The 22,629-nt window shown below is 70.3% G+C and carries 22 protein-coding genes; 18 read left to right on the forward strand and 4 right to left on the reverse strand.

All coding sequences use genetic code 11. The features are described 5' to 3' along the window. Positions 1-95: 95 nt before the first annotated feature. Both ACPXBU_RS07515 and ACPXBU_RS07520 read right to left on the reverse strand, forming a co-directional pair. Positions 96-1,058, reverse strand: a complete 963-nt coding sequence (locus ACPXBU_RS07515; protein WP_425757347.1) for a hypothetical protein — start codon at positions 1,056-1,058, stop codon at positions 96-98. Beyond that, positions 1,058-2,068 carry a hypothetical protein gene (locus ACPXBU_RS07520; protein ID WP_425757349.1) on the reverse strand — a complete coding sequence of 337 codons (1,011 nt, stop codon included), beginning with the start codon at positions 2,066-2,068 and terminating at the stop codon, positions 1,058-1,060. The genes ACPXBU_RS07515 and ACPXBU_RS07520 overlap by 1 nt, the downstream gene beginning before the upstream one ends. Before the next feature lie 369 nt (positions 2,069-2,437). Here ACPXBU_RS07520 and paaA point away from each other — a divergent pair, with 369 nt between their 5' ends. Genes paaA through paaE form a run of 5 tightly spaced genes read left to right on the forward strand, consistent with a single transcriptional unit; the run spans position 2,438 to position 6,230 of the window. After that, entirely contained in the window at positions 2,438-3,529 is a 1,092-nt protein-coding gene (gene paaA, locus ACPXBU_RS07525) for a 1,2-phenylacetyl-CoA epoxidase subunit PaaA (RefSeq protein WP_393365588.1), read from the forward strand. Continuing rightward, positions 3,526-3,813, forward strand: coding sequence for a 1,2-phenylacetyl-CoA epoxidase subunit PaaB (gene paaB / locus ACPXBU_RS07530; RefSeq protein ID WP_355027413.1), 288 nt, complete (start codon positions 3,526-3,528; stop codon positions 3,811-3,813). The genes paaA and paaB overlap by 4 nt, the downstream gene beginning before the upstream one ends. 37 nt (positions 3,814-3,850) lie before the next feature. Beyond that, entirely contained in the window at positions 3,851-4,576 is a 726-nt protein-coding gene (paaC, locus tag ACPXBU_RS07535; RefSeq protein WP_425757351.1) for a 1,2-phenylacetyl-CoA epoxidase subunit PaaC, read from the forward strand. Positions 4,577-4,623: 47 nt separating this feature from the next. After that, the gene (gene paaD / locus ACPXBU_RS07540) at positions 4,624-5,097 is read left to right on the forward strand and encodes a 1,2-phenylacetyl-CoA epoxidase subunit PaaD (protein WP_393367048.1); all 474 of its coding nucleotides are present in this window, start codon (positions 4,624-4,626) and stop codon (positions 5,095-5,097) included. Beyond that, a complete protein-coding gene (gene paaE, locus ACPXBU_RS07545) occupies positions 5,094-6,230 on the forward strand; it encodes a 1,2-phenylacetyl-CoA epoxidase subunit PaaE (protein WP_425757353.1) in 1,137 nt (378 codons plus the stop codon). Before paaD ends, paaE begins: the two co-directional genes overlap by 4 nt. A 203-nt stretch (positions 6,231-6,433) precedes the next feature. On the opposite strand, the gene ACPXBU_RS07550 is transcribed toward paaE, so the two are convergent. Together ACPXBU_RS07550 and ACPXBU_RS07555 are read right to left on the reverse strand one after the other, a co-directional pair. Beyond that, a complete protein-coding gene (locus ACPXBU_RS07550) occupies positions 6,434-6,961 on the reverse strand; it encodes a hypothetical protein (RefSeq protein ID WP_425757355.1) in 528 nt (175 codons plus the stop codon). Positions 6,962-7,000: 39 nt separating this feature from the next. Next, on the reverse strand, positions 7,001-7,396 hold the full coding sequence (locus ACPXBU_RS07555; RefSeq protein ID WP_425757357.1) for a hypothetical protein: 396 nt from the start codon (positions 7,394-7,396) through the stop codon (positions 7,001-7,003). 168 nt (positions 7,397-7,564) lie between these two features. Here ACPXBU_RS07555 and mqnC point away from each other — a divergent pair, with 168 nt between their 5' ends. The 13 genes from mqnC to nuoH all read left to right on the forward strand — a co-directional run bounded on the left by mqnC (position 7,565) and on the right by nuoH (position 22,629). Then, the gene (gene mqnC, locus ACPXBU_RS07560; protein ID WP_393365593.1) at positions 7,565-8,755 is read left to right on the forward strand and encodes a cyclic dehypoxanthinyl futalosine synthase; all 1,191 of its coding nucleotides are present in this window, start codon (positions 7,565-7,567) and stop codon (positions 8,753-8,755) included. A gap of 424 nt (positions 8,756-9,179) precedes the next feature. Continuing rightward, a complete protein-coding gene (locus tag ACPXBU_RS07565) occupies positions 9,180-10,484 on the forward strand; it encodes a cell wall anchor protein (protein ID WP_425757360.1) in 1,305 nt (434 codons plus the stop codon). 138 nt (positions 10,485-10,622) lie between these two features. Then, positions 10,623-11,333 (forward strand): demethylmenaquinone methyltransferase, encoded by a 711-nt coding sequence (locus ACPXBU_RS07570; protein ID WP_393365595.1) that lies wholly within the window; start codon positions 10,623-10,625, stop codon positions 11,331-11,333. A gap of 79 nt (positions 11,334-11,412) precedes the next feature. After that, positions 11,413-11,637 (forward strand): hypothetical protein, encoded by a 225-nt coding sequence (locus ACPXBU_RS07575; RefSeq protein ID WP_393365596.1) that lies wholly within the window; start codon positions 11,413-11,415, stop codon positions 11,635-11,637. 139 nt (positions 11,638-11,776) lie between these two features. Continuing rightward, positions 11,777-13,054 (forward strand): geranylgeranyl reductase family protein, encoded by a 1,278-nt coding sequence (locus tag ACPXBU_RS07580; RefSeq protein ID WP_393365598.1) that lies wholly within the window; start codon positions 11,777-11,779, stop codon positions 13,052-13,054. 135 nt (positions 13,055-13,189) lie between these two features. Further along, the gene (locus ACPXBU_RS07585) at positions 13,190-13,555 is read left to right on the forward strand and encodes an NADH-quinone oxidoreductase subunit A (protein WP_074316036.1); all 366 of its coding nucleotides are present in this window, start codon (positions 13,190-13,192) and stop codon (positions 13,553-13,555) included. A 14-nt stretch (positions 13,556-13,569) separates the two neighbouring features. Beyond that, positions 13,570-14,247, forward strand: a complete 678-nt coding sequence (locus ACPXBU_RS07590; protein WP_030486262.1) for a NuoB/complex I 20 kDa subunit family protein — start codon at positions 13,570-13,572, stop codon at positions 14,245-14,247. After that, positions 14,244-14,981 carry an NADH-quinone oxidoreductase subunit C gene (locus ACPXBU_RS07595; RefSeq protein ID WP_393365600.1) on the forward strand — a complete coding sequence of 246 codons (738 nt, stop codon included), beginning with the start codon at positions 14,244-14,246 and terminating at the stop codon, positions 14,979-14,981. Before ACPXBU_RS07590 ends, ACPXBU_RS07595 begins: the two co-directional genes overlap by 4 nt. Further along, positions 14,978-16,303: an NADH-quinone oxidoreductase subunit D gene (locus ACPXBU_RS07600; protein WP_393365602.1), complete on the forward strand. Its 1,326-nt coding sequence runs from the start codon at positions 14,978-14,980 to the stop codon at positions 16,301-16,303. Before ACPXBU_RS07595 ends, ACPXBU_RS07600 begins: the two co-directional genes overlap by 4 nt. Next, positions 16,300-17,466, forward strand: coding sequence for an NADH-quinone oxidoreductase subunit NuoE (gene nuoE / locus ACPXBU_RS07605; RefSeq protein ID WP_425757364.1), 1,167 nt, complete (start codon positions 16,300-16,302; stop codon positions 17,464-17,466). The genes ACPXBU_RS07600 and nuoE overlap by 4 nt, the downstream gene beginning before the upstream one ends. Beyond that, positions 17,463-18,779: an NADH-quinone oxidoreductase subunit NuoF gene (gene nuoF / locus ACPXBU_RS07610; RefSeq protein ID WP_357372903.1), complete on the forward strand. Its 1,317-nt coding sequence runs from the start codon at positions 17,463-17,465 to the stop codon at positions 18,777-18,779. The genes nuoE and nuoF overlap by 4 nt, the downstream gene beginning before the upstream one ends. Continuing rightward, on the forward strand, positions 18,779-21,280 hold the full coding sequence (locus ACPXBU_RS07615) for an NADH-quinone oxidoreductase subunit G (protein WP_393365606.1): 2,502 nt from the start codon (positions 18,779-18,781) through the stop codon (positions 21,278-21,280). Before nuoF ends, ACPXBU_RS07615 begins: the two co-directional genes overlap by 1 nt. Then, a complete protein-coding gene (gene nuoH / locus ACPXBU_RS07620; protein ID WP_393365607.1) occupies positions 21,277-22,629 on the forward strand; it encodes an NADH-quinone oxidoreductase subunit NuoH in 1,353 nt (450 codons plus the stop codon). Before ACPXBU_RS07615 ends, nuoH begins: the two co-directional genes overlap by 4 nt.

Here is a 22,629-nt window from a genome sequence, read left to right on the forward strand (position 1 = left end):
CGCGGGCCCGCAGCCCGCAGCGCCGGCGGATCGGCCCGCAGCGCCGCAGCGCGCGGACCGGCGGACCGGCCCCGCGGCGTGCGCGGGGCCGCGGCTCAGATGCCGGGGCGCAGGAGCGCCTCGGTGATCTTCTCGCAGTTCTTCATGCCGTAGTCGTAGCCCATGTTGATCGGGTACCTGACCATCACGCCCATCGTCCAGGTGTCAGCGATGGCCATGCAGTTGATGTGCATCTCCTGCACCTCGGTCCGGTCGATCCACCCGTTCTTGATGGCGATCTGCTTCTGCTCGGCGGCGGGGAAGGCCTTGCGGATGCCGAAGTCACCGGCGCCGCGAACCAGCTTCATCTCGTTGAGCAGCCACTTGGTCCACTTCGGGCCGGCGGCGACGCCGGTGGCGATGCAGTTGCCCATGCGGGCGGCGTCCCGGGGGGAGACTGCCGTCTCGCTCCAGCCGCGGTCGGGGGCGACCTTGCTGTCGGTCAGCTTGCACATCGAGATCAGGCGCTTGATCGAGGCGGCCCCGCCGACCTGGTTGTAGAACTGCTGGGCCCGGGCGTTGTCGCTGTCCCGGATGATCAGCGTCGCGTCGGCGAGCTTCGCGCTGCTCGGGGTCTGGCCGTCGTCGGCCGCGCGACGGAGGTAGTCGGCGACGACCCAGGCCTTGATCATCGAAGCGGTCGTGCTGGTCTCGTTCATGTTCTTGGAGCCGATGATCTCCCCGGTGCGGCGGTCCAACACGCTCCAGGAGTACCAGCCCTCGATGTCCAGGTTGAGGTCCTTGGCGACGAACGGCAGCGGCTCCAGCGGCGGGCTGGGGCTCGGTGACGGCGAGGGCCGCTCGCGGGCACTGCGGTTGGCGCCCGCGCCGGTGGGGCGGTCGCTCGTGCCGGAGCCGGCGTCGCCCCACTTGGCGGCCGCCGCCGACTCGAACGGTGACCCGGGCAGGAGCCGCAGCGACACCAGCACCAACCCGAGCAGGATGACGGCGATGGCGACCAGCCGCAGCGGAGACGTCTCACCGCCGCCGCGCCGGTCGGCCCGCCGACTGCCGGCCATCAGAGCTTCCCGACCGGCTGCTGCGGCACCTTGAGCGCCGCGCCGGGCTGGGGGGTGACCAGTTGGGTGGCCACGCTGGCGCAGACCTTCGCGCCGTAGTCGAGACTGCTTTTGGCCGGGTAGCGCAACATCACTGCGAGACTCCACTTGCTGGTGACGGCGAGGCAGTTGACGTGCCAGTTGCGGTCGTAGTAGATCCGCGTCCATCCGTTCTTGATGCTGACCGGGCCCTGCGCGGTGATCGACTTCGGCAGGCCGTCGATGATCCCCCAGCGGCCACCGCCGGACTTCTCCCTCTGGTCCTTCGCCGCGGTGGTGCCCCGGACCTTGCTCATCTGATCCAGCACCCACGGGGTCCACTTCGGGCCGGCGGCCTTACCGTCGGCGATGCAGTCGCCGAGCCGGACCGCGTCCCGCGGAGACATCTGGGTGAAGCTCCAGTAGCCGGAGAACGGCTTGATCGCGCCGCGCTTGGTGTCGGTCAGCCCGCAGATCGTGATCGCCCGCTGGATCACCGCGTCGGGCGTGCTGCTCGTGGACGGCCGGTACGAGCCGCCAGCGGCAGCGTGGACCTTGTCGGCCGCGCCGTCGTTGCTGTCGATGATGGCGAGCTGGGCTGCCGTCTTCAACGCTGCGGGCGGCTCCTTGCCCTTGAGCTGCCGCAGGTAGTCCGAGACGATCCACGCCTTGATCATCGACTCGGTGGAGCTGGTCGCGGCCATGTTCGGCGATCCGGAGATCGTGCCGGTCTGCCGATCGAGCAGTGCCCAGGAGAAGAAGTCGCCCTGGAAGTCCACCGAAACCGGGCCGGCCGCCAGCGTGGGTGGCGGCGGTGGAAGTGGAGTGGGTGCGGGCGCGGCGATCTTCGGGACTGTGCCGGCGGCGACGATGCCTCCTCCGCCTCCGCTGCTGTCGCCACTGGAGAGACGGGCGTACGCGGCGGGGCCGAGGAGGACTCCGCCGAGCAGGACCGCCGCGAGGGCGAGCACCAGGGTCACGCGGGAACGCATGAGTGGGTGAACTCCAGGTGTCAGGGCCGGGGGGACCGGCTTGGTGTCCGGACGGATCGGTCGATCGCCGAGGCCGGGGGAGGTGGCCTCTGTCTGGCGGCGATCTTCTGAAGCCGATCGGTGTGCCGGCGGAAAGTCTACGTCCGGTTTGCGGACCCGCCAGGGTCCGACACCAGGCAACAGGAGATAAAGGCCGGATATGGAGACGTTATGCGGCAGTTGTACAAATTCGTCTTCGCATCGTGGCCCAGGTCACGGTGACATCGCCCGGTCCAGGTAGCGCAAAGCACTCATTCCGTTACGGATCGGATCCACGGATTCCTGTTACACGCTCTGGTTTCTTGGGTCGCAAGCTGTAACACTTGTCCCATGTATGGCAACGACTTCCCGACCCCGACCGACACGTCGGACGCCGCTGCGGGCGACGCGCCCGCTGCCGGCCTGCTGGGCGAGGTCGAGGCCGCCGAGGCGGAGCTCCGCGCGGCGGCGGCACGCGGCCGACGTGGCGGACCCGCGCCCGACGAGGACCTCGCGGCGTACTTCGCCGAGGTGGTCGACGCCGAGCAGAAGATCGAGCCCCGTGACTGGATGCCCGACGCGTACCGCCGGACGTTGATCCGGCAGATCGCCCAGCACGCCCACTCCGAGATCATCGGCATGCAGCCGGAGGGCAACTGGATCAGTCGGGCGCCGTCGCTCAAACGCAAGGCGATCCTGCTGGCCAAGGTGCAGGACGAGGCGGGTCACGGCCTCTACCTCTACGCCGCCGCCGAGACCCTCGGCATCAGCCGCGACGAGCTGGTCCAACTGCTGCTCGACGGCCGCCAGAAGTACAGCTCGATCTTCAACTACCCCACCCTGAGCTGGGCCGACGTGGGCGCCATCGGGTGGCTGGTGGACGGCGCGGCGATCGTCAACCAGGTGCCGCTGTGCCGCTGCTCGTACGGCCCCTACGCCCGGGCGATGATCCGGGTCTGCAAGGAGGAGTCGTTCCACCAGCGGCAGGGCTACGAGATCCTGCACACCCTCGCGCACGGCACGCCGGCGCAGCAGGCGATGGCCCAGGACGCGGTGGACCGCTGGTGGTACCCGTCGCTGGCGATGTTCGGCCCGCCGGACGGCGACTCCACGCACTCGGCGCAGTCGATGTCCTGGAAGATCAAGCGTTTCTCCAACGACGATCTGCGGCAGCGTTTCGTCGACATGTGCGTCCAGCAGGCCGAGATCCTCGGCGTCCGCCTCCCCGACCCGGACCTGCGCTGGAACGAGGAGCGGCAGGCGTACGACTACACCCAGCCGGACTACGACGAGCTAATGCAGGTCATCAAGGGCAACGGCCCGTGCAACCGGGAGCGGATGGCCCACCGCCGGGCGGCGCACGCCGAGGGCGCCTGGGTCCGCGACGCCGCCACGGCGTACGCCGCGAAGCGGGCGCAACAGAAGGAGAAGGTGGCCGCGTGACTACCGAACACTCGCCGCTCTGGGAGGTCTTCGTCCGGGCGCGACGTGGGCTGTCGCACACCCACGTCGGCAGCCTGCACGCCCCCGACGCGGAGCTGGCCCTGCGCAACGCCCGGGACCTGTACACCCGCCGTCAGGAGGGGGTGTCGATCTGGGTGGTGCCGGCCGGCGCGATCACCGCGTCCAGCCCGGACGAGAAGGACGCCTTCTTCGACCCGGCCGCCGACAAGGTCTACCGCCACCCCACCTTCTACGAGGTGCCGGACGGGGTGGCCCACCTGTGAGCGCGCGAAGCAACAGGCCCAGCAATGGAGTGGCGGCGTGAACGGGCCGTACGACTTCACACTCGCCCTCGGCGACGACGCGTTGGTCGCGGCGCAACGACTGGCCGAGTGGACGACCCGCGCGCCGGAGATGGAAGAGGACATCGCGCTCGCCAACATCGCCCTCGACCAGCTTGGCGCGGCCCGGCTGCTGCTGTCGTACGCGGGCGAGCTGGAGGGCGCGGGCCGGGACGAGGACGCGTTGGCGTTCCTGCGCGACGACCGCGAGTTCCGCAACGCGCTCCTGGTCGAGCTGCCCAACGGCGACTTCGCGGTGACCATGGCGAAGCTGTTCTTCCTGGCGGCCTACCAGCTACCGCTGTACACGGCGCTTGCCGGTTGCGCCGACCAGCGCCTGGCCGCGATCGGTGCGAAGGCGCGCAAGGAGTCGGCGTACCACCTGGACCACGGCGCGCTGTGGGTGCGGCGGCTCGGCGACGGCACCGACGAGTCGCACGGTCGCATGCAGGCCGCCGTCGACCAGGTGTGGCCGTACACCCACGAGTTGTTCGCCGCGGACCCGGCGGCGCCGATCGACCCGGCCACCCTGCGGCCCGCTTTCGACGAGACCGTCGGCGCGGTGCTGGCCGAGGCGACGCTCACCCGACCGGAGAGCGGCTGGGCCCCGGCCGGCGGGCGGGACGGCGTGCACACCGAACACCTGGCCTACCTGCTCGCCGAGATGCAGGTGCTGCACCGCGCCCATCCCGGAGCGACCTGGTGAGCGCGGTGGCAGCGGGGCCGAGCCCCGCGGTCGCGAACGGCGGCACGGTGAGCGCGCGGGAGGCGGCCGCCAGCGTCGTGGACCCGGAGATCCGGGTGATCACCATCGACGAGCTGGGCATCCTGCGGGCCGTCGAGCAGGATCCGACGAACGGTCGGGTCACCGTCACCATCACCCCGACCTACACCGGTTGCCCGGCGATGGACGTGATCCGCACCGACATCCGCCGCGCGCTGGCGGTCGCCGGCCACCCCGACGCCGAGGTCCGCACCGTCTACAGCCCACCGTGGAGCACCGACTGGATCTCCGCGGGTGGGCGGGCCAAGCTCGCCGCCGCCGGGATCGCCCCGCCAGCCCCGGTGCCCGCCGCCGGCGTCGTCCCGCTGACCCTCGCGGTCCGCTGCCCGCAGTGCGGCTCACCGGAGACCGAGCAGGTCAGCCGGTTCGGCTCCACCGCGTGCAAGGCGCTGTGGCGGTGCCGATCCTGCTCCGAACCCTTCGACCACCTGAAGGCGCTGTGACTGTCACCATCACCCGCCCGGTCCGCCGCCGGCCGGTCTTCCACCCGCTGTCGGTCGCCGCCGTCGACAGGCTCACCGACGACGCGGTCGCGGTGACCTTCGCCGTACCCGAGGATCTGCGGGAGACCTTCGCGTTCCGCGCGGGCCAGCACCTCACCGTGCGTCTTCCCGGCGGCGCCGGGGGCGCCAGCACCGCCGGTGTGGACGGCACGGACGTGCGCCGGTCGTACTCGATCTGCTCGACCCCCGACGACCTGGCCCGGCACGGCCGGTTGCGGATCGGGGTACGGGAGATCCCCGGCGGCGCCTTCTCGGCGTTCGCCTGCGGGGCGCTGCGGGGCGGCGACACGGTCGAGGTGCTGCCGCCGTTGGGCACCTTCACCACGGCGTTCGCGCCGGACCGGGTGCGGCACTACGGCGCGGTCGTCGCCGGCTCCGGCATCACGCCGGTGCTCGCGCTCGTCGCGACCGCGCTGGCCGTCGAGCCGGCCAGCACCTTCACCCTGGTGTACGGCAACCGCACGGCGAACACGGTGATGTTCGCCGAGGAGCTGGCCGATCTGAAGGACCGCTATCCCACCCGACTACACCTGGTGCACGTGCTCTCCCGGGAGCAGGGCGAGTCGGCGCTGCTCTCCGGGCGGATCGACACCGAACGGCTGGGCCGGTTGCTGGGCACCATCGTGCCGGGCGACGTGATCGAGGAGTGGTTCCTCTGCGGCCCGTACGCCATGGTGGTCGACGTCCGGGACGTGCTGACCGCACGCGGCCTGCCCGAGTCGGCGGTGCACACCGAGCTGTTCCACGTCGACGCGCCGCCGGAGCCGGTGCGCCGTCCGGCGGACCAGGCGGGCGCCGGCGCGGAGGTCACCATCGTGCTGGACGGCCGGTCGTCGAGCTTCACGATGGGTCGCGAGGAGCGGGTGCTGGACGCCGCGTTGAAGGTGCGCGGCGAACTGCCGTACGCCTGCAAGGGCGGTGTCTGCTCGACCTGTAAGGCGAAGGTCGTCGACGGGTCGGTCTCGATGGCCCGCAACTATGCCCTGGAGCCGGACGAGCTGGCCGCCGGCTACGTCCTCACCTGCCAGTCCAGCCCGACCACCGATCGGCTCACCGTCGACTACGACGCCTGACAACGCCAAAGAGGGTCTGTCTGAGGGGTGGACAACTTTCTTGTGAACCTCGCTGTCAGGTGCCCGATGGAATGGGCCAATACCTTGTCCGGAAGCTGCGGACAAAGGTAATCTGCAAATGCCAGGGGCAGTAGCTCCTTGGAAGTGGACCCGGCAGCCTTCCGGACGGTGGGTGAGCCGGGTTTCGCGTTTCCCGGGACGTGTCAGACCTGCCGCGCCTCTCTGACGACGCGCTGCACGGACGTCTTCCATCGTCCGCCCTTGGCCCAGCACCAGGCCAAAGCGTCGGGAATGGCCAGCAGGCACTCCTCGTGGGCTCTCAGTTGGTCGTAACGCAGGGTGCCGGACGTTCCCGACTTCCTCACCTGCTCGAAGAGCAGACGCCGGTCGGCTTGGAATGTCGAATCATCGCGCTCCAGGACGAGGCGTGCAGCGTTGATCTTCGCTGCGTGGTCCACGAGCTCGACGAGGCAGGCCTCGCGGGCCGCCCTGGGGTCGCGGTGTCTCCTTGCGTCGAAGATCACCGCGTGGGCAGACAGAGTGACGACAGCGGCGATTATTTGCCGGCGACGGTCGTCCTTCTCCTTGTGGAAGTGGATGCGACGCTGACCCGGCAGGATCAGGGCGCGAACGGTTCGGCGGGCAGCGGCCAGGTCCGCCGGAAGCACGACCGCAGCCGCGACGAGAAGCCCTCGCTCCTTCGTCTCGTCCACGAAGACGTGCGCATTCATGGCGCGTGGACCCTTCCTGTGGTGGTCGCTGACCCTGGCCTACGCGTTGAGGATGTCTCGGATTCGATCCAACCTCTGCTGAGGTGTAAGCGCTGTCGGGTGCTTGGTGCCGATGGCGTCGAGTTCTGCGCGTACATCGCAGTCGTCCGGCTGAAGCACGGCATCGATCACTCGTGCCCGCGGCCCGCCATCCCGAACGTAAATCCAGAGCGTCTGCCACTGGCGCGGCTCGGTGTTGAGTTCGGCAGTGAGTCGTTCTGGAGGGAAGAAGCCGAGGCCTGTCGCTCTGAGTGTCTCGGCGATCTCCGCGAGGACCCAGCGGCCGAGCTTCCGGTAGCCCAACTCGTCCCGTAACTCGCCGAGAGTTGCTTGCGTTAGTCCGCCGTCGGCTCGACAGCGGGCTGCGATGCCCGGAGCGGTGTCCGTGTCGCTCATATCGCGCCTCCCTCAACATCGACAATATTTTCGGACCGATCACATAAGATGTCAACGGGTTTCCAATGTTACATTCTGATCTTGGGAATATATTGAGGACGCCGTTGGGGATCACATCAGCGTCCCCAGGTCCGCGCGACGAGTTGACGCCGACGTACGCTCGAGGGCGTGACGGTGAGCCGGGAGATCGACGACATCCTGCAGCGTGGCGCGGACGGCGGGCGGATCACGCCCGAGGAAGCCCTCCTGCTCTACACCGAGGCGCCCTTCCACGGGTTGGGCGAGGCGGCGGACGCGGTGCGTCGGCGGCGCTACCCGGACAACGTCGTCACGTACCTGATCGACCGCAACATCAACTACACGAACGTCTGCGTGACGGCGTGCAAGTTCTGCGCGTTCTACCGCGCGCCGAAGCACTCGGAAGGGTGGACCCACCCGACCGAGGAGATCCTGCGCCGGTGTGGCGAGGCGGTCGAGCTGGGCGCGACCCAGGTGATGCTCCAGGGCGGGCACCACCCGGACTACGGCGTGGAGTACTACGAGGAGCTGTTCTCCTCGGTCAAGCAGGCGTACCCGCAGTTGGTCATCCACTCGATCGGCCCCAGCGAGATCCTGCACATGGCGAAGGTCTCCGGGGTGAGCCTGGACGAGGCCATCGCCCGGATCAAGACCGCCGGTCTGGACTCGATCGCGGGCGCCGGCGCGGAGATGCTGCCGGAGCGTCCGCGTAGGGCGATCGCGCCACTCAAGGAGTCGGGCGAGCGCTGGCTGGAGGTCATGGAGCTGGCGCACCGGCAGGGCATCGAGTCGACCGCCACCATGATGATGGGCACCGGCGAGACGCACGCCGAGCGGATCGAGCACCTGCGCATGATCCGGGACGTGCAGGACCGCACCCGTGGGTTCCGGTCCTTCATCCCGTGGACGTACCAGCCGGAGAACAACCACCTCAAGGGCCGCACCCAGGCGACCACCCTGGAATACCTACGCCTCGTCGCGGTGGCCCGGCTCTTCTTCGAGACCGTGCCGCACCTGCAGGCGTCCTGGCTGACCACCGGCAAGGACGTCGGGCAGCTCTCGCTGCACATGGGTGTGGACGACCTCGGCTCGATCATGCTGGAGGAGAACGTGATCTCCTCTGCCGGCGCGCGGCACCGTTCCAACCTGCACGAGCTGATCGGCATGATCCGCTCGGCGGACCGGATCCCCGCGCAGCGCGACACCCTCTACAACCGGCTCGCCGTGCACCACACGCCTGCCGACGACCCGACCGACGATCGGGTGGTCTCGCACTTCTCCTCGATCGCGCTTCCCGGCGGTGGCGCGGGCCGATCCCTGCCGCTCGTCGAGGTCAACTGACGCGGCTCGACGCCCGGCCGTTCGGTTGATCGAGGCTCATGCTCCCGCCGGCTCGCCCCGGCGGTACGGGTGGTCCCGGTCGCCGCAGCGTCAGGCTGTCCGCTTCGGGGTGGTGAAGGTGATCGTCGGCGGCTAGCGTCCCGGCTCGTATCCCTCACCACCGTCGACCGGTGAGTCAGCGCGATCGTGCTGGTGGCGGGTGGTCTGATTGGCGTTCGTCGGCTGTCCTCCATCGGCCCGTTGCGGGTCGTTCATATAACGCACGGCGGTACGGGCGGGATGGGTGACCATCCCGCCCGTACCGTCTGCGGACCCCGGGCCGGACGGATGAAAAGGGCTGCGGGCGCTGGCGTGCGTGATCGACCTCCGATAGCGTCCGCTCGTTCCGCAATCAATTCTTCTATCCCTATCCCTCGGGGGACCGATGACAGCGTTCCACCGCACGGCCCTGGCCCGCGCTGGCGTGGTGGCCCTGCTCGCGGCCGGTGGCCTGGCCACCGTGGCCGCCCCGGCACAGGCCGCCGATCAGGCCGATCTGGCACTGGTGCCGCTCAGCACCGAGTTGGCCATGGGCGTCAAGGCGGCCAAGGCGAAGCCGTTCAAGTTCCTGGTGGACAACACCCGGAGCACGGTCGCCGCCAAGGGCGTCAGCTACACCGTGGACACCAGCAACCTGCTGAAGAGCGTGGTCGGGGTCGTCGTGCCCAACGGCTGCCAGGTGAAGGGCAAGACGTTCACCTGCCCGCTCGGCGACGTGCCGGCCGGCACCAGCGAGGACTTCGGCATTCCGCTGTTCTCCAAGGGCGCGCGCGGCGAGGCCGGCACGCTCGTGGTCACCATCAAGTCGGCCACCGCCGACCCCAAGAAGAAGGACAACCGGGTCGAGCACGACATCACCGTCGGCAAGCGCGGCTACGACCTGACCAGCTGGGTGCAGGACGTCTACGCGAACGTCGTGGTGAACGGCGTCCAGGGCGACGACCCCAACCTCCGGCCGGTCCGGCGCGGCGAGACGGTGCCGCTGGACTGGGCGGTCTACAACGACGGCAGCCGCAAGGCCACCGGCCTGTCCTACGTGCTCACGCTCCCGGCCGGCGTCACCTTCGCCACCCTCCCGGAGACCTGCGCCTCGCAGACCTTCGGCGGCGTCGCCCAGGCGCTCTGCCAGGACGACGGCGCGGTGATCAAGCCCGGTGAGTACTACACGGCGGACGTCAAGGTGACGGTCGGCGCGAACGTCACCGAGCCGGTGCTGCGGGTCGGCGAGCTGGTCGCGCAGGGTCTGGACGCCGCGACGGGTCAGGCCGAGGAGCAGCCCGAGCCGGCGACCAGCGCCCAGCGGAAGGCCTTCACCGAGGTCGACGAGGGCGACAACCAGGCGGTCTTCGACGTCTTCGTCGACCTGACCGCGCAGCCGACCCCGACGCCGACGCCGAGCGCCACGGCCACCCCGACGCCCACCGCCACGCCCACCCCGGGTGGGACGGCCACCCCGACGCCGGGCGGTACGCCCGGTCCGGGCGCGACGCCGACGCCGGGCACGAGCACGTCGCCGGCCGCCGGTGGTGGCGGTTCCGGTGGTGGTGGCCTGCCGGTCACCGGTGTGCAGGTCGGCCTGATCGGTGGCATCGGCGCCGTCATCCTGCTGGTGGGCGGCGCGCTGCTGGTGCTCTCCCGCCGGCGCAAGGTCGTCCTGGTCGCCCCGAGCGACGAGAAGTCGACCGACTGACGGCGGCGCTGGCAGTCGGCGTTCGGAAGCCGGCATGACGTGCGGGCGGGGTGGGCGACCACCCCGCCCCTTCGCGTACCCGGGGGTGCCGCACCACCCCATGGACGCCGGTTGGCGGGCGGCTGGCAGAGTGGAGGGGTGAGCCGTTCCCCGCAGGGCCAGCGCGCCAGTCTGGACAAGCAGCCGCACGAGGTCGCCGCGATGTTCGACGGCGTGGCGGAGCGCTACGACCTGACCAACACGGTGATTTCCTTCGGCCAGGACCGGTCCTGGCGTCGGGCCACCCGGGCGGCGCTCGGGCTGCGACCGGGCGAGCGCGTGCTGGACGTGGGCGCCGGCACCGGCGTCTCGACCCGGGAGCTGGCGCAGTCCGGGGCGTACGCGGTGGGGGCCGACCTGTCGTTGGGCATGCTGTACGCCGGCAAGCGGGTCCGTCCCGAGGTGCCGCTGCTGGCCGGCGACGCGCTGCGGCTGCCGTTCGCCGACGCCAGTTTCGACGCGGTGACCATCTCCTTCGCGCTGCGAAACGTCAGCGACACCGACGCGGCCCTGCGGGAGCTGGCCCGGGTCACCCGGCCGGGTGGGCGGTTGGCGATCTGCGAGTTCAGCACCCCGGTCAACCCGGTCTTCCGGACGGTCTACCTGTCGTACCTGATGCGGTCGCTGCCGGTGGTCGCCCGGACGGTGTCGAGCAACCCCGACGCGTACGTCTACCTCGCCGAGTCGGTGCGGGCCTGGCCGGCGCAGGCCGCGCTTGCCGGCCGGGTCGCCGCGGCCGGGTGGGGTCGGGTGGCGTGGCGCAACCTGACCGGTGGCGTGGTGGCCCTGCACCGGGGGATCCGCGAGTAGTCGACGAGACCGACGCGGACATCGCTCAGATTTCGTGAATATCGGTCTTTAGTCCACTTTGCCCCGTACGCTCGTCCGCATGACCGGAGCAGACCCGGCGGACCCGGTGGCCGCCACCGACGACGACGCGGCCGAACTCGTCGCGCAGCTGCGCGCGTTGGCGGGAGCCGATCCGGTGGAGGTCCGGCAGGTGGTCGCCGAGGTGTTGGCGGCGCTGGACCGGGCGGCGGGCGGCGCGCTCCGGGAGCATCTGCCGGAGGCAATCCGGGTCGATGCGGGTCTGGACGCCTCCAGCCCGGCCTGACACCCGACCGCTGTGGACGGTCGAGGGCTGTCACATCGGCGAGTTAGGTACCCCTGATCCTGCGCAGGTATGACGCCGGTCATACACTCGTCCCGTCTGGCTTGTGAAGCATTTCACGAGCGTGCGGGAGGAGGCGCGAATGACCCCGGTGGAACACGACGCCGACGTCATTGTCGTGGGCGCCGGTCCCGGTGGATCAGCTACTGCGTACCACCTGGCCCGGCACGGCGTACGGGTGCTGTTGTTGGAGAAGACCGAGTTCCCCCGGGAGAAGGTCTGCGGCGACGGGTTGACCCCACGCGCGGTGCGCCAGCTCATCCGGATGGGTGTGGACACCTCGCCCGAGGCCGGCTGGCTGCACAACCGGGGCCTGCGGGTCATCGGCGGCGGCGTGCGCCTCGAACTGGACTGGCCCGAGTTGGCCAGCTTCCCCAACTACGGCCTGGTGCGCACGAGACTCGACTTCGACGACCTGCTCGCCCAGCGGGCGGTGGCCGCCGGCGCCAAGCTGCGCACGAACGTCAACGTGCTGGGCCCGGTGCTCGACGGCGACGGCCGGGTCACCGGCGTCGAGGCGGAGGTCGGTCCGGGCAAGGAGCCGACCACGTTCCACGCCCCGCTCGTCGTCGCGGCGGACGGCGTCTCGGGCCGCTTCCCGCTCGCGCTCGGGCTGGCCAAGCGGGAGGACCGGCCGATCGGCGTGGCCGTCCGCCGCTACTACCGCTCGCCGGCCAAGCACGAGGACAATTACCTGGAGTCCTGGCTGGAGCTGCGCAGCAAGGACAGCGGCGACAACCTGCTGCCCGGGTACGGCTGGATCTTCGGCCTCGGTGACGGCCGGGTAAACGTCGGCCTCGGCGTGCTCAACTCGTCCTCCGCGTTCGGCAAGACCAACTACCGCCGGCTGCTCACCGACTGGCTCGCCAACACCCCGGAAGACTGGGGGATGACCGACGAGACGAACGCCGACGGTCCGATCCTCGGCGCCGCGCTGCCGATGGGCTTCAACCGGGTGCCCCACTACACCCGAGGTGTGCTGCTGGTCGGCGACTCGGGCGGCATGGTCAACCCGTTCAACGGTGAGGGCATCGCGTACGCGATGGAGTCCGGCGAGCTGGCCGCCGAGGTCATGGTCCAGGCCCTCGCCCGGCCGGCCGGCCCGGAGCGGGAGCGGGCGCTGCTGGCGTACCCGAACGAGCTGAAGGCCCGCCTCGGCGGTTACTACCGGCTGGGCGGCATCTTCGTGAAGCTGATCGGCCGCCCGGAGATCATGCGGATCGCCACCAAACACGGCATGCCGCACCCGACGCTGATGCGTTTCGTCCTCAAGCTGTTGGCCAACCTGACCGACCCGCGCGGCGGGGACGCGATGGACCGGGTCATCAACGCGATGACGAAGGCCGCCCCGGCTGTCTGAGTAGGACGGCATCGGTGCTGGTCACAGCCCCGACGCCGACAAAGATCGACCCCCGCCGACTGCCAGTGCGAGGGACGTGAATAGTGTGATTTTCGTCAAGCACCGAGGGCAGGGAAGGACGAGCAGGAGAAAACGATGACGCTCTCGCCTTACGCACCGATCATCGGGCTGTTCGCCCTCGCCGCGGCGTTCTCGCTGTTTTCCGTCGGCGCCGCCCGCTTCGCCGGTCCCCGTCGCTACAACAAGGCCAAACTCGAGGCTTACGAGTGCGGCATCGAGCCCAGCCCGCAGCCGGTCGGCGGCGGCCGGTTCCCGATCAAGTTCTACCTGACGGCGATGCTCTTCATCGTCTTCGACATCGAGATCATCTTCCTCTACCCCTGGGCGGTCTCGTTCGACGCCCTGCCGATCTTCGGCTTCGTGGAGATGGTCCTGTTCATCGTCGCGGTCTTCGTTGCGTACGCCTACGTGTGGCGGCGCGGCGGCCTGGACTGGGACTGAGGAAGGAACGTCAGATGGGCATCGAGGAGAAGCTTCCCGCCGGCGTCCTGCTCACCTCGGTGGAGAAGCTGGTCAACTGGTCCCGGAAGTCGTCCGTGTGGGGCGCCACCTTCGGCCTGGCCTGCTGCGCCATCGAGATGATGGCCGCCGGTGGTCCGCACTACGACATGGGCCGCTGGGGCATGGAGGTCTTCCGGGCGTCCCCCCGGCAGGCTGACCTGATGATCGTGGCCGGCCGGGTGAGTCAGAAGATGGCTCCGGTGCTGCGCCAGATCTACGACCAGATGGCCGAGCCCCGCTGGGTGCTGTCCATGGGCGTCTGCGCCAGCAGCGGCGGCATGTTCAACAACTACGCGATCGTGCAGGGCGTCGACCACGTGGTGCCGGTCGACATGTACCTTCCTGGCTGCCCGCCCCGGCCGGAGATGCTCATCGACGCGATCCTCAAGCTCCGCGAGAAGATCATGTATGAGCCGCTGGGCCCGAACGGCCGCAAGATGCTGGCCGCCCGCCAGGAGCGCGGCGACGTTCCGGTCGTGCCCTACGGCTCCATGCCCTCCTCGTACCGCAGCGACAAGGCCCGCCGGGCCGAGTGGACCCGAGCGGTCCGCGAGGGCCGCGAGGAGCAGTTGCGGATCGAGAACTGGATGAACGCTCAGAACCACCTCCACCCGCAGGCAGGTCCCAAATGACGTCACCCACGGACAAGCCCACCGACGGCGGGGTGCCGGTGCCGGTCACGCCGGCCGGCGCCACAAGTGGTGCCCCCGCCGAGCTTCCGCCGGCCAGCCCGGCCGGTCGCGGCATGTTCGGCAACCAGGGCACCGGCGACGTGTCCGGCTACGGCGGCCTGGTCCGCCAGCGCCAGCCCGTCGAGGAGGCGTCCCGGCCGTACGGGGGCTACTTCGACGAGGTCCGCGACGCGTTGGAGGAGGCGTACCCGGCCTTCGCCGACGCGATCGAGAAGGTCGTGGTCGACCGGGGCGAGCTGACCCTGCACGTCCGCCCGGAGCGGATCGCCGAGGTCTGCCAGGTGCTGCGGGACGACCTGGCGCTGCGGTTCGAGCTGTGCTCCTCGGTGTCCGGCGTGGACTACCTGGGCGCCGACGAACGCCGGTTGCACGTGGTCTACCTGCTCACCTCGATGACGTACCGGCGTCGGGTCCGACTGGAGGCCGCGGTCTCCGTGGCGGCCCCGCACCTGCCCAGCGTGACCGCCATCTACCCGACGGCGGACTGGCAGGAGCGCGAGGCGTACGACATGTTCGGCATCGTCTTCGACGGCCACCCCAACCTGACCCGGATCCTCATGCCGGACGACTGGGAGGGCCACCCGCAGCGCAAGGACTACCCGCTCGGCGGTGTCCCCGTCGAGTACAAGGGCGCGGAGATCCAGCCGCCGAACGAGCGGAGGTCGTACCAGTGACGACGTCGAACTACGCGAGTGAGCGCGAGACCGACGAGGGTCGGGTCTTCACCGTCACCGGTGGGGACTGGGACACCATCGTCTCGGGCACCGACCCGATCAACGACGAGCGGATCGTCGTCAACATGGGTCCACAGCACCCGTCCACGCACGGGGTGCTGCGGCTGGTCCTGGAGTTGGAGGGCGAGACGGTCCGCGAGGCCCGCTCCGTCATCGGCTACCTGCACACCGGCATCGAGAAGAACCTCGAATACCGCAACTGGGTTCAGGGCTCGACGTTCGTGACCCGGATGGACTACCTCGCCCCGATCTTCAACGAGACGGCGTACGCCCTCGCGGTCGAGAAGCTGCTCGGCATCACCGACGACATCACCGAGCGGGCCACCACCATCCGCGTGCTGATGATGGAGCTCAACCGGATCTCGTCGCACCTGGTCTGGCTGGCCACCACCGGCATGGAGCTGGGCGCGATCTCGATCATGCTGTACGGCTTCCGTGAGCGGGAGTACATCCTCGACATCTTCGAGACCATCACCGGCCTGCGGATGAACCACGCGTACGTCCGGCCGGGCGGTGTGGCGCAGGACGTGCCGGACGACGCGATCGTCAAGATCCGCGAGTTCCTCAAGATGATGCCGAAGAAGCTCAAGGAGTACGAGGACCTGCTCTCCGGCCAGCCGATCTGGACCGAGCGGACGAAGAACGTCGCGGTGCTGGACGTGACCGGCTGCGTGGCGCTCGGCATCACCGGCCCGGTGCTGCGCTCCGCCGGCCTCGCCTGGGACCTGCGCAAGACCATGCCGTACTGCGGCTACGAGAACTACGAGTTCGACGTGCCGACCCACCCCGACGGTGACGTGTGGGGTCGCTACCAGGTCCGGCTCGCCGAGATCCGCGAGTCGATGAAGCTTGTCGAGCAGGCCCTGGACCGGCTCCGTCCGGGTCCGGTGATGGTCGCCGACCGCAAGATCGCCTGGCCGGCGCAGCTCGCCATCGGCGTGGACGGCATGGGCAACTCGCTGGAGCACGTCGCGAAGATCATGGGTCAGTCGATGGAGTCGCTGATCCACCACTTCAAGCTGGTGACCGAGGGCTTCCGGGTCCCGCCCGGCCAGGTGTACGTCGCGATCGAGGCGCCCCGCGGCGAGCTGGGCGTGCACGCGGTCTCCGACGGTGGCACCCGGCCGTACCGGGTGCACTACCGGGAGCCGAGCTTCGTCAACCTGCAGGCCCTCCCGGCGATGGCCGAGGGTGGTCTGATCGCCGACGTGATCGCCGGCGGCGCCTCGTTGGACCCGGTGATGGGTGGTTGTGACCGATGAGTGTTTTCACTGAAGAGACCCGGGAGCGGGCGCGCGAGATCATCTCCCGCTACCCGGCGGACCGGTCCCGCTCGGCGTTGCTGCCGCTGCTGCACCTGGTGCAGGCCCAGGAGGGGTACGTCTCCCCGGCCGGTGTCGCGTTCTGCGCCGAGGTGCTGGGGCTGAACAAGGCCCAGGTCGGCGCGGTCGCCACCTTCTACACGATGTACAAGCGCAAGCCGACAGGTGACTTCCTGGTCAGCGTCTGCACCAACACCATGTGCAACGTGCTCGGTGGCCAGGAGGTCTACGACACCCTCTCCGCGCACCTGGGCGTCGGGCACGACGAGACCACCGCCGACGGCACGATCACGCTTGAGCACGCCGAGTGCCTGGCGGCGTGCGACTACGGCCCGGTGATGACCGTCAACTACGACTTCTTCGACGGCGTGGACGCCTCCACCGCGGTCGGTGTCGTCGACGAGCTGCGGGCGGGCGGGCGGCCGATGCCGACCCGGGGCGCCCGGCTCTGCACGCTCAAGGAGATGGCGGTGCAGCTCGCCGGTTTCGCCGACGAGCGCGACGGCGCGGTCGCCGACGGCGGGCCGGGCGAGCCGACCCTGCGGGGGCTGCGGCTGGCCCAGCAGCACGGCGTCTCGGTGCCGGGCTTCGACCCGAACACCCCGATCCGGAGCAAGGCGGAGGCGGACAAGGCCGCCGCCGAGGCGAAGGCGAAGGCCGAGGCCGCCAAGCCGGCTCCGGTCGAGGCCAGCGCGGCCCCGGTCAAGGGCGGGGACGGCGCCTCCGCGCCGACGCCCGGCAACGCCGGTGCCGGCGAGCCGGCTCCCGCCGCCGCCGCGAGCGGCAGCACCGCCCCGGACGTGAAGGCACCGGACGACAAGTCGCCGCAGGTGCGTACCGCCGAGACCCGGCAGCCGGACGCGGGCACGGCGGTGCCGGACGCCCCCGGCACCAAGGTCCCGACGGACAGCACCGCGCCCGAGCCGCGCGACGCGCGGTCGGCCGAGGCCGCCGGAGTGGCGGCCAACCGGCCGGCCGGCGACGGCAAGCCCGCCGGCGACGAGGCCGGGGCGCAGGAGCGCAACCTCACCGAAGCGAAGGCTGGCACGGACGCCGACGGCGCCGGACCGGCGGACGCGAACGAAACGGGGGCCCAGAAGTGACCACTCCCCGCCCGGAGACCGTGGCCAAGCTGACTCCGGTGCTGACCAAGCGCTGGCTGTCGCCGGACGCCTGGCGCATCGGCACGTACGAGCAGCTCGACGGCTACGCCGCACTGCGCAAGGCGCTCAAGGCCCACCCCGACGACCTGATCCAGCTGATCAAGGACTCGGGGCTGCGCGGCCGAGGTGGCGCCGGCTTCCCGACCGGCCTCAAGTGGGGCTTCATCCCGCAGGGCGACGGCAAGCCGCACTACCTGGTGGTCAACGCCGACGAGGGCGAGCCGGGCACCTGCAAGGACCTGCCGCTGATGACCCACGACCCGCACGCGCTGGTCGAGGGCGTCATCATCGCGTCGTACGCGATCCGGGCCAGCCGCGCCTACATCTACATCCGGGGTGAGGCGGTGCACGCCGCGCGCCGGCTGCGCAACGCGGTCCAGGAGGCGTACGACAAGGGCTACCTCGGCCGCAACATCCTGCGCAGCGGCTACGACCTGGAGCTGGTGGTGCACTCCGGCGCCGGGGCGTACATCTGCGGCGAGGAGACGGCGCTGCTGGACTCGCTGGAGGGGTTCCGGGGTCAGCCCCGGCTGCGCCCGCCGTTCCCGGCCACCCACGGCCTGTACGCGAGCCCGACGGTGGTCAACAACGTCGGCACCATCGCCAGCGTGCCGCCGATCGTGCTCGGTGGGGCCGACTGGTGGAAGTCCATGGGCACCGAGAAGTCCTCCGGGCCGATGATCTACTCGCTGTCCGGCCGGATCGTCGACCCGGGCCAGTACGAGTGCTCGATGGGCGTCACGCTGCGCGAGCTGCTGGAGTTGGCCGGCGGGATGCAGCCCGGTCACAACCTGCGGTTCTGGACTCCGGGCGGCTCGTCGACCCCGCTGCTCGCCGCCGAGCACCTGGACGTGCCGCTGGACTTCGAGGGCGTGGCGGCGGCCGGCTCGATCCTCGGCACCACCGCCACCCAGATCTTCTCCGACCAGGACTGCCCGGTCTACGCGACGTACCGGTGGCTGGAGTTCTACCACCACGAGTCGTGCGGCAAGTGCACCCCGTGCCGGGAGGGCAACTACTGGATGGTCCGGGTCTACCGGCGGATCCTCGCCGGCCAGGGCACCCACGAGGACCTGGACACCCTGCTGGACACCTGCGACAACATCCTGGGCCGCTCGTTCTGCGGTCTCGGTGACGGCGCGACCAGCTCGGTGACCTCGTCGCTGAAGTACTTCAAGCAGGACTACCTCGACTACATCGAGGGACGTACCGCACCCAAGCTGTCGGAGAAGACCCTGGTAGGGGCGCACTGATGACCGACGTAGCCAAGCAGACCGAGACCGTCACGCTCACCATCGACGGCGTCGAGGTCACCGCCCCCAAGGGGACGCTGCTGATCCGGGCCGCCGAGCAGATGGGCACCGAGATCCCCCGGTTCTGCGACCACCCGCTGCTGGCCCCGGCCGGCGCGTGCCGGCAGTGCCTGGTCGAGGTGGAGGGGCAGCGCAAGCCGGTCGCCTCCTGCACCCAGACCGTCGCCGACGGCATGGTGGTCCGCACCCAGCTCACCTCGCCGGTTGCCAAGAAGGCGCAGGAGGGGGTGATGGAGCTGCTGCTGCTCAACCACCCGCTGGACTGCCCGATGTGTGACAAGGGCGGCGAGTGCCCGCTGCAGAACCAGGCGATGTCCACCGGCCGCACCGACTCGCGCTTCCACGAGCACAAGCGGGAGTACGAGAAGCCGATGGCGATCAGCAGCCAGGTGCTGCTGGACCGCGAGCGCTGTGTCCTCTGTCAGCGGTGCACCCGGTTCTCGGAGGAGATCGCCGGCGACAAGTTCATCGACCTGATGGGCCGGTCGTCCGCCGAAGAGATCAACATCTACCGGGACGACGCGTACGGCGAGGACGGCGACGCCGGCGACGTGCCGTTCAACTCCTACTTCTCCGGCAACACCGTGCAGATCTGCCCGGTGGGGGCGCTGACCGGCGCCCAGTACCGGTTCCGGGCCCGCCCGTTCGACCTGGTCTCCAGCCCGAGCGTCTGCGAGCACTGCTCGGCCGGCTGCGGGCAGCGCACCGACTGGCGGCGCGGCAAGGTGCTGCGCCGGCTGGCCGGCGACGAGCCGCAGGTAAACGAGGAGTGGAACTGCGACAAGGGCCGGTGGGGCTTCCAGTACACCCGGGCCACCGACCGGCTGACCACCCCGCTGGTCCGCGACGAGCGCACCGGTGAGCTGCGCGAGGCGTCCTGGAGTGAGGCGCTCACCGTGGCCGCCGAAGGGCTGCACGCCGCCCGGGAGGGCGGGCAGGGCACGGCGGTGCTCACCGGCGGCCGGCTGACCGTCGAGGACGCGTACGCGTACGCGAAGTTCGCCCGCGTCGCGTTGAACACGAACGACATCGACTTCCGGGCCCGGCCGGTCTCCCGCGAGGAGGCCGACTTCCTGGCCAGCTCGGTCGCCGGGGTCACCGACGTCACCTACACCGACGTGGAGAACGCGCCGGCGGTGGTGCTCGTCGGCCTGGAGCCGGAGGAGGAGTGCCCGATCCTCTTCCTGCGGCTGCGCAAGGCGTACCTGAAGAAGACCCTGACGGTGTACGCGCTGGCGCCGTTCGCCACCCGCGGCCTGGAGAAGCTCGGTGCCAAGCTGGCCCGGGTCGTGCCGGGCGAGGAGGCCAGCGTGCTCGCCGAGCACGCCACGGTCGCCGAGGCGCTGAGCGCGCCGGGCGCGATCCTGATCGTCGGCGAGCGGTTGGCGAGTGTGCCGGGCGGGCTCTCCGCGGCGGCGGACGTGGCCCGGCGTACCGGCGCGAAGTTGGCCTGGGTGCCGCGGCGCGCGGGTGACCGCGGCGCGGTCGACGCGGGCTGCCTGCCCAACCTGCTCCCCGGTGGACGTCTGGTCAACGAACCGGCCGCCCGCGCCGAGCTGGGCGAGGCGTGGGACATCCCGGCCGGGGTGATCCCGAGCCAGGCCGGTCGGGACACCGACGGCATCCTCAACGCCGCCGCCAACGGGCAGCTCGGTGCGCTCCTCGTCGGCGGGGTCGACCCGGCCGACCTGGCCGACCCGCGACTGGCCGAGGCCGCCCTGGACGCGGTGCCGTTCCTGGTCAGCCTGGAGCTGCGCCCCACCGCGGTGACCCGGCGGGCGAACGTGGTGCTGCCGATCGCCCCGGTGGCCGAGAAGGCCGGCAGCTTCCTGGACTGGGAGGGTCGGCTGCGCCCGTTCGAGGCGGTGCTGACCACCGCCGCGATGACCGACGGTCGGGTGCTCGACGCGCTCGCCGCGCTGCTCGACGTGCGGCTCGGCACCGCTGACGTGCCGAGCGTGCGTCGCGAGTTGGGCGCGCTGCCGGCGACGCGTACGTCGCGGCCGTCCTCGCCGTCGGTGGCGCCGGCCCGGGTGCCGCAGCCGGGCGCCGGGGAGGCCGTGCTGGCCACCTGGCACCAACTTGTGGACCTCGGCAGCCTGACCGAGGGCGACGAGAACCTCGCCGGCACCGCTCGCCCGCCGGTGGTCCGGTTGGGCAAGGGCACCGCCGACGCTCTCGGTGTCGCCGACGGCGACGCGGTCACGGTCGGCACCGACCGGGGGGCGCTGACCCTGCCGGCCGAGCTGACCGAGATGCCGGACGGCGTTGTCTGGCTGCCGACCAACTCACCCGGCTCGACCGTGCGACGCAGCCTCGGGGCGACGTCCGGCGCGGTCGTCCGGATCTCCGTCCCCGCGACGGGAACGGCCATCCCGGCCGGACGCGTGGCGGCCGACGAGACCGGTCTCCCGCTCCTCAACTCCGGGGGTAACCAGTGACTCCGTCACTCCTGGCCCAGGATCCGACGCTTGCCGACTTCGGCCGGGATCCGTGGTGGCTGGTTCTCGGCAAGATCGTCTTCGCGTTCGCCTTCGGCCTGCTGGCCACCCTGCTGGGTGTCTGGTTCGAGCGGCGCGTGGTCGGCTACATGCAGGTGCGGCCCGGCCCCAACCAGGTCGGCCCGTTCGGTCTGCTGCAGACCCTCGCCGACGGCCTGAAGATGGCCTTCAAGGAGGACATCCTGCCGAAGGCGGCCGACAAGGTCGTCTACTTCTTCGCGCCGACCATCTCGGTGATCTGCGCGGTCACCGCCCTGTCGGTGGTGCCGTTCGGCCCGATGGTGAGCATCTTCGGCCACCACACGCCGTTGCAGGTCACCGACGTGCCGGTGGCGGTGCTGCTGCTGCTGGCCTGCTCGTCGATGGGCGTCTACGGCATCGTGCTGGGCGGCTGGGCCTCCGGTTCGACGTACCCGCTCCTCGGCGGCCTGCGGTCGAGCGCCCAGATGATCTCCTACGAGGTCGCCATGGGGCTCTCCATCGTGGCGGTCTTCATGACCGCCGGCACGATGAGCACCAGCGGGATCGTCGCGAAGCAGGCGCACGGCACCGAGCTGAGCGTCTTCGGTCAGACGATCCCGGCGCCGGGCTGGTACGCGATCCTGCTGCTGCCCAGCTTCGTCATCTTCTTCATCGCCACCGTGGGTGAGACCAACCGGGCGCCGTTCGACCTGCCCGAGGCCGAGTCCGAGCTGGTCGCGGGCTTCATGACGGAATACAGCTCGCTGAAGTTCGCGCTCTTCATGCTCAGCGAGTACGTCGCGATGGTAACCATGTCCGCGGTCACCACCACGCTGTTCCTCGGCGGCTGGCGGGCGCCCTGGCCGATCACCCTGTGGGAGGGCGCCAACTCCGGTTGGTGGCCGATGCTCTGGTTCTTCGGCAAGGTGATCGCGCTGGTCTTCGTGTTCGTGTGGCTGCGCGGCACGCTGCCCCGGCTGCGCTACGACCAGTTCATGCGCCTCGGTTGGAAGGTGCTGCTGCCGATCAACCTGGTCTGGATCCTGGTCCTGTCGGGCCTGCGGTCCATCGAGGACTGGGACTCGCGCGGCAAGTTGATCGCCGTCGGCATTCCGGCCGGCATCCTGCTGCTCGTCACGATCCTCTGGCCCAGCCGGCGTCCGAAGTCGAAGCCGACGACGCAGGAGCAGGTCGACAACCGGCCGTACGGGAGCTTCCCGCTGCCACCGATGGATCTTCAGGTACCACCGAGCCCGCGCATCACGCGCGTGGTCGCCGAGCGGGAGCCGGCCAACATCGTTGCCGGCTCGGACTCCAGGGAGGTGTGA

This window comes from Micromonospora sp. DT231 (assembly GCF_049847025.1).
Taxonomy (GTDB): Bacteria; Actinomycetota; Actinomycetes; order Mycobacteriales; family Micromonosporaceae; genus Micromonospora.